Source organism: Flavobacterium sp. Root186, assembly GCF_001428525.1.
Lineage (GTDB): Bacteria > Bacteroidota > Bacteroidia > Flavobacteriales > Flavobacteriaceae > Flavobacterium.
Map to the genome: position 1 here is coordinate 928,964 of NZ_LMHW01000010.1, position 12,449 is coordinate 941,412.

The following is a 12,449-nucleotide window of genomic DNA, read 5'->3' on the forward strand; positions in this document are numbered from 1 at the left end:
AATGACAAACGGTGTGTTAACCACTTTAAATAAAAACTTTGCGTCTCTGCGACTTTGCGAGAAATATGTTTTCGCTGAGCAAAAAAACTTAGAATTAAAATAGCTGCGCAAAATAATTGCGCAGTACAAAACAACCTTTGTACTATCAAAAAAACAAAAACAATGAAAACACAAATAAACGGTACAGATATATTAGAATTAGGATTCCCGGAAGGAAAAATAATTGGAATTGCGTTAAAAATCAACAGCAAAAGAAACGGATTTAACCGCGATCAAATGATTACAAACTTTAAAAACGTACTAGAATCTCCAGAAAACTATATAGACGATAAAATTTTCAGCAAACTAGCCGTTGCTTTAATCGAAAAAGCAAATGAAAAACCAGAAGATTTCATCGCTTTAAACGAAACTCCAAATGCGTATTCGGCTTACGGATTAGATCATATCGAAGACGGAGCCAGAAAACAAATGGAAGTTGCCATGAAATTGCCTGTGACAGTTGCCGGAGCTTTAATGCCAGACGCACATCAAGGTTACGGATTACCAATTGGCGGAGTTTTAGCCACAAAAAATGCCATTATTCCGTATGGTGTTGGCGTTGATATTGGTTGTAGAATGGCATTGTCGGTTTATGATATTCCGGAAGATTTTTACTTTGAAAACGAAGCCAAATTCAAAAGAGAATTAATTGCCAATTCTATTTTTGGAGCAGGTCACGGATTTCACGGTCAGTACAAATCAGATCACGCGGTTTTAGAAAATGATACATTTAATATGAATCCATTTGTGAAGAATTTAAAAGATAAGGCCTGGTCACAATTAGGATCTTCTGGCGGAGGAAATCACTTTGTCGAATTCGGAATCATGGAATTTGCAAAAGACGATGCCGTTTTGAATATTCCAAAAGGTAAATATGTCGCTTTGTTAACGCATTCAGGTTCACGTGGAATGGGTGCCACAATTGCCGGACATTACACTAAAATTGCCAAAGACGAATGTAAACTTCCAGAAGTGGCAAGAAACTTAGCGTATTTGGATATGAACTCACAATTAGGTCAGGAATACTGGCTTGCGATGAACCTTGCGGGAGATTACGCTTCGGCTTGTCACGAAATTATCCATAACAAAATGGAACGCGCTTTGGGAGCAACGATTTTAGCCAAAGTCGAAAACCACCATAATTTTGCATGGAAAGAAATCTGGAACGGCGAAGAAGTAATCGTACATAGAAAAGGAGCAACCCCAGCCGGAAAAGGCGTTATGGGAATTATTCCGGGAAGTATGACCGCACCGGGATTTTTGGTGAGAGGAAAGGGCGAGGAGAACGCCATAAATTCCGCTTCACACGGAGCAGGAAGACAAATGAGCAGAACTCAAGCCATAAAAAATATCACTCAAACCGAGATGAAATCAATCTTAAAAGATCACGGTGTTACGCTTATTGGAGCAGGTCTGGACGAAGCACCAATGGCCTATAAAGATATCAATCAGGTTATGGATGCACAACAAGATTTAGTTGACGTTGTCGCCAAATTTACCCCAAAAATGGTAAGAATGGCCGATGATGGAAGTAGAGAAGACTAGTGGTCAGTGATCAGTTTTTAGTGTTCAGCGTAGAGACGCACAGCAGTGCGTCTAACGCTTTGTGATGATTTTAACCGCAAAGGACACAAAGATTTACGCAAAGTTCGCAAAGAATTTTTTTTACGCAGATTTTGCAGATTCCAGCAGATTTTAAAATGATTTTTATAAATAATCTGCGAACATCTGCTTAAATCTTTTTAAATCTGCGTGAAATAAAAAACTTAGCGACTCAGCGACTCAGCGAGATTAAAAACAAAAAACTTTGCGCCTAGTGCCTTAGTGGCAAAAAAAATAATAATTTAAGGCAATAGAGAGTAAAAAACCTTAGCAGCTTAGCCTCTCAGAACCTTAGCAACTTTAAAAAAAATGACATACATAGACATAGGAATTAACCTAACCAATAAACAATTCCAAAACGACATAGACGATGTCGTACAAGACGCGCTCGACGCCGATGTATCGCAAATGATCCTAACGGGAACAAGCGTACGAAACAGCGAAGCTTCATTAGAAATCGCAAAACAATATCCGGGAATATTATATTCGACGGCCGGAATTCATCCGCATGACGCGAAGAGTTTTGACGAAAAAAGCATTTCAAAACTGCGGAATTTATTAAAGCAGAAACAAGTAGTTTCCGTTGGCGAATGCGGACTCGATTTTGATCGAGATTTTTCACCCAGAAACAAACAGGAAGAATGTTATAAAGCCCAATTAGAATTGGCGATCGAAATTCAGAAACCTTTGTTTTTGCACGAAAGAGCGGCTTTCAATAGTTTTATGAATATCACCAAAGACTATTTACCGCAATTGCCAAAAGCCATTGTGCATTGTTTTACGGGAACGCTGCAAGAAGCCAAAACCTATCTCGATAACGGATTTTATCTTGGTTTTACCGGAGCGATTTCTGATACCAAACGTTTCAGTCATTTAAAAGAAGTCATTCAATACGTTCCGCTTGACCGAATGATGATCGAAACCGATGCGCCGTTTATGCTTCCAAAAAATGTTCCGAACAGTCTTTTGCAGCAATACCACGAACGAAGATGCGAACCTGCTTTTCTGCCTTTTGTTGCGGGAACGGCTGCGCAGTTTAAAGGGATTACTTTAGATAAAGTGGCAGGGGAAACAAGTAGGAATGCTAAAAGCTTTTTTAATTTTTAAGATTTAGAAAATTTTCAATATTATATCATTTAAAATAAAGTAACTGAGTTAAATATAATAAAAAGTTTGATTATATTTTTTAAGCAGAGTCTTGAAACGATTGTCATCTTTAAATTTATCTATAATATCTGGATAAAGTTGACTTGCTTTAGCTTCTTCTATAAATGCTTGTTCAAGATATTTATAGAAGTTTTCAATATCACCCATAGATGCATAAATGGTTGCTCTTGTACCTATGAAACTTTTATCTTTTTTTATGTTTTCTGCTTTAATTATGAATTCAAATGCCTTTTCAAAATCGTTTGTTAATCTGTAATAATTGCTATAAAAATGATAAATTTCTTCTTTTTCGGTTTCTAAATTTTCAGCTTTTTCAATTTCAATTAACGCATTTGAAAATTGGGAAGAGAATAAATTATTATATGCTATTCTTAATAAATATTCAAAATCTTTTTTAATTGAAATGGCAGTATGAAGATCTTGGTTTGAATCAACATAGTTTCTTTGACTGGCATATACAAGTGCACGACTATAATATAAAGAGTCATCTTTTGGATTAAGATGGATTGCATTATTCCAATCTAATATAGAATTATTATAATCAATTATTTCAGAATATAAATTGGCTCGATTATTATAATATGCATATTCATCGCTTTTGATTTCAATTGCTTTGTTATAATTTTCTAAAGCTTCGTTATATTGCTTCAAATGTCTATGTGAAAGTCCACAAAAATTGTAATAATCGGAATTATTTGCATCAATAGTTAATAAATATTGGGCTATATTTAACGCTTCGAAAAAATTTTCTTTTAAATCAAAATATAAATCAAAGAGCCCTATTAAATTATCTTCATCAGATGAATTTAAATTTTTAATTTTGAGTCTAATAGAAAACTCATTATTAAAATCTTTAATTTTATTATAACAATTTGCTAAATTAATTAAATTAGATATTTCATTTGAATCGATTTTTATTGTTTCTTTAAAATTTACAATTGCCTGTGACCAATTCTTAGCTGTCATAAAATAAAAACCTAAAGCAGAATATTTCTGCTTTTCATTTAATAAATAATCTTTTAAAGGTGTTTCTGTTAATTTTAATTGTGATTTTAATTTTTCTTCATGTTTTAATACAGGGAAAAAATTATAGAAACTTATTATTTCTTGAGTGTAAATAGAGAAAGGATAAAAATATGAATTGTAATTTAATAAATAATTCAATTTCTCCATTGCATCTTTATTGTCTTCATTGTCTTCTTTATCAACGTTCTTTTTTGTGTTTTTTTTTCGACAGAATAAATATTTTAATTGATCTGGTATTGGAATTTCATTGAGAAATGTTATAAAATCTTCAATATCATTTCCTTCATAAGTTTCATAAACTAAATCAAACGCTGGATTTTCTTCCTGATGGTATGGGAAAAAGTAATTAAAAGGACTATCTCTAAAATATGAATTAGTAAATAATCCCTCATTTATCATTGAGATGTTGTTTAATCCTAAACCAAATAGTTTTATTATTGTAACACACGCGTCTTGAATTAATAAATTTTGATTTAATGATTTTATTCTTGTTTTTATTGAATTTAATCTTAACCATTTATTTCCTAAATGATTTAATACAATAAATAGTGATGTTATAGCTTTTTGCCAAATTTTTTCTTCATTATCATTTATGAAATCAATAAGTAATGCTATTTTCTGCTCATCAGCCTTATTAAAATGTATTATGCTACAAGTAATTGCGCTAACTATTACACTTCTATCATACCATTTGTAGATTGATGAATTTCTTATAGTTTGAATCTGCTCCAAAGTTTGATTGTTTAATTTTTCTGAAGAATAAACAGTATCAAATAAGATTTGTAAATCAGCATCTCTAAATGGTTTGTCTACTTCTTGAAAGTAATCTACTTTTCCAAATAATAAGTTGTCAAGTTTAACTCGTAAATCTTTATGTTCTTTGATAAGATCTTTATTACTTGGATCATTTAATAGATCATTAGTTTTCTTGGCTATAAGTTCAATAATATTGGGTACGTCATCTTTTGTTAAATCGTTATCTTTAGGGTTTTGATTAACGATTGTAGCTTGTTTATTTGTTTTTTGTTTTTCAAATTTGATTTTTTTTAACTCTAAAAGATATTCTAATAAACTTTCATTCCAATTATCAATTCTTATTGGTGTAACATCGTATTTAATGAAATCCTCATTTTTTGTAGTAAAAATAAAATGCTCATTTATACTGTATCCTTTATAAATATTTTTTATTTTGTTAAATAAATCATTTACAAAAGGATCAGTTAGACTAAATCCAATAAATAGTAATGTTTTTTCTTTAAAATGAGTTGCTAATGTATCTGTGTTGTAATTTTCATTTCTGTAGATATCTTTATAATCACTTTCAAAAAGAATTATAGACTTTGGATCTTCATAATCACCATGGATTTTGTAAAGAAACTCAGCATTATTGGATTGACTTTTTAGACTTTGAAAAGCATTTGAATTATCAAATATTTTTGGAGATATTGATTTTGGAATATATTCCTCCAAAATTTTATCATAATTTGTGGTAATTATTTTACTCGAAATTTCCCACAATAAGCGATGCGCTTTAGAATCTTCAGGGAATTTTTTGGATATCTCTTCTATTTGGGAATTAATAAATTCTTGCGTCTTTATTTTAAAATCAGTTCCATTATCTACATCATTTTCAATTTTATTTAGAGCATCAAATAAAGTTTTACTATTTGCTTTAACACCGCTTAATATGTTTTTGAAATTTGTATCAGATGTTTGACCATATTTATTATCTAAATCTTGAAGTATATCTTCTACAAGTTTTCTCCAAGATGGCATACCTAAAGGTATAGAACAACCAGCACCCACAAATATTACTAAAGTATTGTTTTTAATTGCGTCTTCTAATTTTGTTGGTATAGTTAAAATTTTGGTCATATTTTAATAGTTAGAATCCAAAAATACATTTTTACAATTAATTAAAAAAAATCTTCTTCAAATAAACATTGTATATTCAATGAAAAGGTAAAGCTTAAATTGTTAAATTATAATTTTTATGATGACAATTTTCAATAACTAAAAAAGCGCAAACCCTTTTTAAAAGTTTGCGCTTTTCCAATTTTATATAAAAAAAGGAAATCCTATTTCCCTTTCATCAATTTTTCTAAATATTCAACTTTATCTTTTTCAGCCTGAACCAAACGTTCATAAAGCTCAACAATTTTATCAAGAGGGTTGAAAGTGCAAGTATTATGATTAGTGTTTCCATTTCCCTGACCATTATTATCACTATTATCGTAAAAGTAATCTTTTTCTTTCTTTAATTAAATAGTAACTTTAAATCTTTATATTTGCATTATAAACTTCATGAAAAATGAATTACAAAATATCATTTCAGGAAAGAGCCAAGTTAGGCATGGAAATTCTATCCAAACAATCTCCAGTTACCTTAGAAAAAGCGAGAGCGCAAGCGGAACGATTAAGTCAGGCAAGCAAATCAAAAGTGAAGAAACAGCGTTAATAAAACAATTCTGTGATAAGAATGGTTTTTGGATTACTTCAATTAATATAAATGCTTTTATTTCTTCAGGAGCAGAGCAAAAAGTTTATCTTCAAAACAAACATAAAGTAATAAAGCTAAACGATAGTATTTACTACGAAACCTGGAAAGATTATTTCAATAATTTATTATTAAATAATTATTTTTTCTCTGATACAGCATATCAATTAATTGGATTTTTTGAACAAGCCGATATACTGTATGCTGTAGTAGAGCAGAAATTTGTGGAATCGGATAGTGATACGGAATTAGAAAATGTAAAACATTTTTTAACCTCAAACGGCTTTGTAAACACTAGAAATAACGATTATTTTAACCCTGAATTAGGTATTATTCTTGAAGATCTTCATGATGAAAATGTTTTGACTTTTCAGAGTAATTTATTTTTTATAGATACTGTTTTCTATATCACTGAACAATTTTATAAATAATTCAAACCCTAATAAAAATTAGACAAGAATTATATAAATAGAAAAAAACGTCTACATTTGCACCCGTAATAAAAAAACAAAAAATACAGATGATACTTTCAGTAAAACCAAATTTTGACTATTTAGCGGGAAATCTTCCGGCTAAAATATCAGGATGTATCATGTATTTTTATGAAATTGAAATGTAAATTTTAGAATTCAACTCAACATAAAATATAAAAGCGTCCTTATTTCGGGACGCTTTTTTTGTTTTTAAGCACTTTGACTTCGTTAAAAAAGCACTTCGACTTCGCTCAGTGTGACAATAAAATTGGCGAGAATGACAAGAAAAATGATAAAAAATAAACCATAACTAAAAATAATTAAAAAAATAATTGACCAAATGTTTAATGCATAATCTAAATAGCGAAATATAATCTTGAAAAGTAATCTGATGAGAGACAGTCATTTGATACAAAAAGAAATCTGCACCAGTATGCGGACAGGGTTTTCTTTGCTTTAATTTTAATAGTAACTATTTGATAATCAATAAAATAATTTTAAAAATGATTTGGATAATTGATTTTTTCGACTTTATCTTTGCCGAAGAAAATTTGAACATAGAATTTCAAATAACAACAACAATTTCAAAATATAATACAACATATAAAATGGCTTTACATAACAACATATATAACACACAAATGCTAGACCCGAGATTCGATCTTGGACGTTTAACAACACAGGTGCATCAATACAGGCAATAGGATAGTTATATCATATTGAATTTATAAAGCACCTTTAACCGGGTGCTTTTTTTATGCCCAAAAATTAATGATTTTGTAGCTCAGCTGGATAGAGCGTCTGCCTTCTAAGCAGATGGTCGAAGGTTCGAATCCTTCCAAAATCACTCGTTCTCTAGAAGGAACTGGCTCATTGGGGTTACTGGCTAACCTTCCCGACTGTCTCTCGGGAGAAACGGGTTCGACTCCCGTATGGGCCGCGAGTTTGCCGCAAAGGCACTAAGGCGCAAAGTTTTTTGTTTCACGCAGATTGAGCAGATTTACTTAAAGTATAAACTTTGCGACTCTGCGACTTTACGAGAGATTGACAAAGTATTGTAAAAAGAGCTGGCAAGCAATTTTCTCGCAAAGGCGTAAAGACGCTAAGAAAAATAATCTTTGTGTCTTAGTGTCTTCGTGGCAAAATAAAAAAAATCTGGGAAGATAACGGTGGTTGTTTACCCGCCTTGGACGCGGGAGGTCGCAAGTTCTCCCGATAGCTATCGGGACCAGACAAATGGAAATACGCTAAAGTTGGAGAGTTAGGTCGGTCTGTAAAACCGTTGTCTTTTGACTGAGTAGGTTCGAATCCTACTATTTCCACAAATTTCAGGTTCGAATCCTGAATGTAATTAAAAGCAGGAATGGCGCAATTGGTAGACGCGGCTGACTTAGAATCAGTTTTTTGAGAGTTCGAGTCTCTCTTCCTGTACTATAGCCACAAAGGCACAAAGGCGCAAAGTTTTTTGTTTCACGTTGATTGAGCAGATTTACTTAAAGTAAAAACTTTGCGACTCTGCGACTTTGCGAGAGATTGATAAAGTATTGTAAAAAGAGTTGGCGAGTAATTTTCTCGCAAAGTCGCTTAGACGCCAAGAGAAAAAAACTTAGCGTCTTAGTATCTCAGCAACTTAGAACCTATAAAAAATAAATATGAAAAAGATAAGCACATTGTTTGCTAAAGACCCAAATAACTTAGCAAGAGTAGTAAATAAAATTAATGCAGAAAATGCATGGGTAATAAACGGAGAAGCAATCGCAACGAGAAAATTTGACGGTACATCTTCGGCAATTATCAATGGAGAATTATACAAAAGATTCGACGCCAAAAAAGGACGTACGATTCCGGCGAATGCGATTCCGTGTCAAGAAGCAGATTTAATTACAGGACATCACCCGCATTGGTTAAAATGCGATCGTTCAAAATCTGAAGACAAACATTTCTTCGAAGCATTCGACAGCGTAGAAGATAAAACAGACGGTACATACGAGCTATGCGGACCAAAAGTACAGGGAAATCCTGAAAAGTTTGAGAAACATACTTTGGTAAAACACGGCAGCGAAATTCTTGATTTTGTAAGTCTTGATTTCGATGATTTAGAAAAAATCTTATCAGAAAATGATATTGAAGGAATTGTTTTCCACCACATTTCAGACGGAAGAATGTGCAAATTAAGAAAAACAGATTTCGGAATCAAACGCCTAAAACTCGAAACCGCTTAAAAGTAAACACAAGTAACATTTAAAATTAAAAACGATGAAACAAAAATACAACCGAATAGCCCTTGTTGGAATTGAACAGGAAGAATGTGACATTATAAAAGCCCAGTATTCAGGACATATTATCTGGCATCAGTCTATACCTAAAATTGTGGTTAAGGATGAGGTTTTGTATATGGAAAAATCGATTGGAGTTGGAATGTTACCTGTAGATAAAGTCGTCTATTACGGAATTTACGACAATGATTTTGATTTCATTACCGGTCTTGCGATCTGGAATGGAGATTGTTATCCAAAGGCTTCAGCAATGCTGGACTGTCGTTTTAAAATTCCTTGTCTGGTAAAAGCATTGTCTCTTTCAAGATTCAGCGCTCCACGCGGATTTATAAGTGCAGGCGCTTCTGTCAACACAACAGGAGATACGATTGCAAAATGGGGAAACTGGCATTGTGGTGAAAACAAACATCGCTTTACCGGAGAATGGGAAAGCGAATTTACCGCAACCATAGAGCCTTATTTTGAAGGTGATGCCGTTCGTATTATGATGATTGGCGATACCTATTGGCAGATAAAACTAGAAGGTGACGATTGGTTAAAATCTATCCATCCTGATAATGCCAATTTCATGCCTGTCGATCAGGATTTATTAGACGACACACTTTATATCAAGAATGTTTTACAGATGGATATGATAGGAAATGATTACATCGTTGCAAAAGACGGTTCTAAATATTTACTAGAAGTGAATCATATTCCCAATATAACCCGATTTGAAGAGGTTAGACAAGTCTATTTATCGACTGTAGTAGAATGGATTAACTAAAGATTTTTACACTGCGCAAAATTACTGCGCAGTGTAATTTGAATATTTGTTCAGGAATTAAAACAAGTTCTTTTATAAAATGAAATACATCAAAGTTTTGGCTTTGATTAAAAATATCAAACAAGCCCAGTTGCGTGTTTCTGTATAGCACCATTGTAGGGAACTTTCCGCGAAAGCGAATTATGTTTTTCTATGCAGCTTGGTTTGGAGGTTTTGGATGGTTTTCCAAAAAACTATCCCACGAATATCTATGTGTCATGGGTTCGACTCCCATTCGCAGCAATGCGATAGCTCAGTTCGGTAGAGCAATAGAAGTTTACGCAGGTTCGATTCCTGCACTACTCCTAAAGGAGTGGGTGGACGAGCGGTAAGTCAACTACAGACTGAAAATCTGTTTTTCCAGAGACCATAACTCTTAAAAAGATGACCAGAAAAAAACTGATTTGTCTTTGTCAGTGAAACTAGGATTTTCGAATCTGAAATTTCACACTCATGATAAGGCCAGTGCGAAAAGCAATGTTTTTTGAAATACTTGTTTTCTTCTCGATTTGATTGTTAAGATGATTTGGGGATCGTCGCCGCAAAATACAATCGAAAACAATTCGGGTAAACAAATTACAAACTCTTCATCCGTTTTTTTTCGGAGGAGAAAGGCAAAGAGGTTTTTTTATTTAAAGAAGATAGAGAATAGAAGCAAGAATATAGAAGCAAGAGAATAGAGGAAAGAGAATAGAATAAAGAAGATAGAACAAAGATTTTCGACTGTTCTACAACTTGAAACCTGAAACAAAAAAACTTGAAACAAAAAACAAAAAGCAAAAATATAGAACAAAGATTTTCGACTGTTCTACAACTTGAAACCTGAAACAAAGAAAACTTGAAACAAAAAACAACATGATAAAAAGAATTAAAATCGAAGCATACCAAGTGGGTTTGCTTTTCGAAAATAGAAAATTAATTAAAGTATTAGAAGAAGGTTTATACTGGATTTTTGGAAACAAAAATGTATTGATTTACGATATGAATGCCATTTTTCACGCTCCTTTTGAATTGAACATTTTATTGCAGAATGAAGTTTTAGCTTCAATGTTAGAAGTTGTTGAGGTTGCCGATAACGAGATTGTTTTGCATTTCGTAAACGGAAACTTTAAAGGAACGCTGACTCCGGGAAGACACCCTTTCTGGAAAGGAATTGTAAAAAATGAGTTCAAAAAAGCGGATCTTTCTAAAATTGAAATCATAGAAAACATTCCGGTAAATTTATTGGAACATAATCAATTGAAATACTTTGTTAGAAAATTTATTGTAGCAAGCAACGACAAAGCGTTGTTGTTTGTGAATGGAACTTTCGTTAAAGAATTAAAATCTGGTACACATTACTTTTGGAATAACTCCATTACAATCGAGGTAAAAACGATTGATATGAGACAACAGCAAGTAGAAATTTCAGGGCAGGAATTATTGACTAAAGACAAAGCAGGATTAAGAATCAACTTTTTTGTGAGATACCAAGTTGTGAATATCATGAAAGCTTTGGTTGACAATAAAGACTTTGAAAAACAATTGTATGTTGCCATGCAGTTAGCTTTAAGAGCCTTTGTGGGCGGATTGACTTTAGACGAATTATTGGCTAAAAAAGATACCATTGCCGAAGCTATTTTAGCTGAAGTTACCACTAAAATAGAAGATTTAGGTTTAACGATTTCTGATGCCGGAATTCGTGACGTAATCCTGCCTGGAGATATGAAAGAGATCATGAATCAGGTTTTGGTTGCCGAGAAAAAAGCGCAGGCTAACAGTATTATGAGAAGAGAAGAAACCGCTTCAACAAGAAGTTTATTGAACACAGCAAAGCTGATGGAAGAAAACGAAATGTTGTGGAAATTGAAAGAGATGGAATACGTTGAAAAAATCGCGGATAAAATTGGAGAAATCACAATTTCCGGAAGCGGAAACGTAATTGGTCAATTGAAGGAAATCTTCGTGAAATAAAAATCTCTTATTAAAAGAGAATTATAAAATATTAAAAAAATTAGAAAAAATGAAAACTACAGATAAAATTATTATCATTGATTTAGAAGCCACATGTTGGCAGGGTGCGGTCCCGCAGGGCCAGCAAAATGAAATTATCGAAATCGGATTAGCCGTTTTAGATTCAGAAACAGGACAGATTACCAAAAACAAAGGTATTTTGATAAAGCCGCAGCGTTCGCATGTGAGTCCGTTTTGTACTGAATTAACAACCATAACCCAGGATTTACTGGACAAAAACGGAGTAAGTTTTGAAGATGCCATTAACGAGTTAATCGACGAATATAATCCCGATTTATATACGTGGGCCAGTTACGGTCAGTACGACCTGAATATGCTTAAAAAACAATGTAAATCATTTGGTATTTCATATCCAATGGGTGACGAGCATATTAATGTAAAAGAACATTTTGCCGAAAAGTTTGGCCTGCAAAGATCAACGGGTATGAATGGAGCTTTACAATTGCTGAATATTCCGCTTGAAGGAACGCATCACCGCGGAATTGACGATGCTAAAAACATTGCTAAGATTTTGCATTGGTGTCTTCGCAATTAAATAAAAAAGGCTGTCT

At 32.8% G+C, this 12,449-nt stretch carries 8 protein-coding genes, 4 tRNA genes and 1 pseudogene; 11 read left to right on the forward strand and 2 right to left on the reverse strand.

Annotated elements, in window-relative coordinates; translation table 11 throughout:
- Positions 1-162 precede the first annotated feature (162 nt).
- Together ASD98_RS07885 and ASD98_RS07890 are read left to right on the forward strand one after the other, a co-directional pair.
- Complete coding sequence (locus tag ASD98_RS07885) at positions 163-1,584, forward strand: RtcB family protein (RefSeq protein WP_056202415.1); 1,422 nt, start codon at positions 163-165, stop codon at positions 1,582-1,584.
- Positions 1,585-1,950: 366 nt separating this feature from the next.
- Positions 1,951-2,748 (forward strand): TatD family hydrolase, encoded by a 798-nt coding sequence (locus ASD98_RS07890; RefSeq protein ID WP_056202417.1) that lies wholly within the window; start codon positions 1,951-1,953, stop codon positions 2,746-2,748.
- A 48-nt stretch (positions 2,749-2,796) separates the two neighbouring features.
- On the opposite strand, the gene ASD98_RS07895 is transcribed toward ASD98_RS07890, so the two are convergent.
- Both ASD98_RS07895 and ASD98_RS24370 read right to left on the reverse strand, forming a co-directional pair.
- A complete protein-coding gene (locus tag ASD98_RS07895; protein WP_056202420.1) occupies positions 2,797-5,709 on the reverse strand; it encodes an SIR2 family protein in 2,913 nt (970 codons plus the stop codon).
- Positions 5,710-5,912: 203 nt separating this feature from the next.
- Positions 5,913-6,026, reverse strand: a pseudogene (locus ASD98_RS24370) (transcriptional regulator); the annotation flags it as partial.
- A 112-nt stretch (positions 6,027-6,138) separates the two neighbouring features.
- Between ASD98_RS24370 and ASD98_RS07900 the strand changes: the two are divergent.
- The 9 genes from ASD98_RS07900 to ASD98_RS07940 all read left to right on the forward strand — a co-directional run bounded on the left by ASD98_RS07900 (position 6,139) and on the right by ASD98_RS07940 (position 12,433).
- Entirely contained in the window at positions 6,139-6,762 is a 624-nt protein-coding gene (locus ASD98_RS07900) for a hypothetical protein (protein WP_056202423.1), read from the forward strand.
- Positions 6,763-7,577: 815 nt separating this feature from the next.
- Positions 7,578-7,651 (forward strand) — tRNA-Arg (locus ASD98_RS07910).
- 20 nt (positions 7,652-7,671) lie between these two features.
- Positions 7,672-7,744, forward strand: a tRNA-Asp gene (locus tag ASD98_RS24010).
- Positions 7,745-8,042: 298 nt separating this feature from the next.
- Positions 8,043-8,126 (forward strand) — tRNA-Tyr (locus ASD98_RS24015).
- A gap of 35 nt (positions 8,127-8,161) precedes the next feature.
- Positions 8,162-8,235, forward strand: a tRNA-Leu gene (locus ASD98_RS07915).
- Between the two features lie 221 nt (positions 8,236-8,456).
- On the forward strand, positions 8,457-9,026 hold the full coding sequence (locus tag ASD98_RS07920) for a DUF5565 family protein (RefSeq protein ID WP_056202429.1): 570 nt from the start codon (positions 8,457-8,459) through the stop codon (positions 9,024-9,026).
- 34 nt (positions 9,027-9,060) lie between these two features.
- Positions 9,061-9,846 (forward strand): hypothetical protein, encoded by a 786-nt coding sequence (locus ASD98_RS07925; protein WP_056202432.1) that lies wholly within the window; start codon positions 9,061-9,063, stop codon positions 9,844-9,846.
- Positions 9,847-10,740: 894 nt separating this feature from the next.
- Positions 10,741-11,838, forward strand: coding sequence for a slipin family protein (locus ASD98_RS07935; protein ID WP_056202440.1), 1,098 nt, complete (start codon positions 10,741-10,743; stop codon positions 11,836-11,838).
- Between the two features lie 49 nt (positions 11,839-11,887).
- Positions 11,888-12,433, forward strand: a complete 546-nt coding sequence (locus ASD98_RS07940) for a 3'-5' exonuclease (RefSeq protein ID WP_056202443.1) — start codon at positions 11,888-11,890, stop codon at positions 12,431-12,433.
- The last annotated feature ends 16 nt before the right edge of the window (positions 12,434-12,449 follow it).

Bases quoted from the DNA above. Each gene is read 5' to 3' on its own strand.
- ASD98_RS07890 (WP_056202417.1), top strand. From the start codon at position 1,951: ATGACATACATAGACATAGGAATTAACCTAACCAATAAACAATTCCAA.
- ASD98_RS07920 (WP_056202429.1), top strand. From the start codon at position 8,457: ATGAAAAAGATAAGCACATTGTTTGCTAAAGACCCAAATAACTTAGCA.
- ASD98_RS07895 (WP_056202420.1), bottom strand. From the start codon at position 5,709: ATGACCAAAATTTTAACTATACCAACAAAATTAGAAGACGCAATTAAA.
- ASD98_RS07925 (WP_056202432.1), top strand. From the start codon at position 9,061: ATGAAACAAAAATACAACCGAATAGCCCTTGTTGGAATTGAACAGGAA.
- ASD98_RS07900 (WP_056202423.1), top strand. From the start codon at position 6,139: ATGAAAAATGAATTACAAAATATCATTTCAGGAAAGAGCCAAGTTAGG.
- ASD98_RS07940 (WP_056202443.1), top strand. From the start codon at position 11,888: ATGAAAACTACAGATAAAATTATTATCATTGATTTAGAAGCCACATGT.
- ASD98_RS07935 (WP_056202440.1), top strand. From the start codon at position 10,741: ATGATAAAAAGAATTAAAATCGAAGCATACCAAGTGGGTTTGCTTTTC.
- ASD98_RS07885 (WP_056202415.1), top strand. From the start codon at position 163: ATGAAAACACAAATAAACGGTACAGATATATTAGAATTAGGATTCCCG.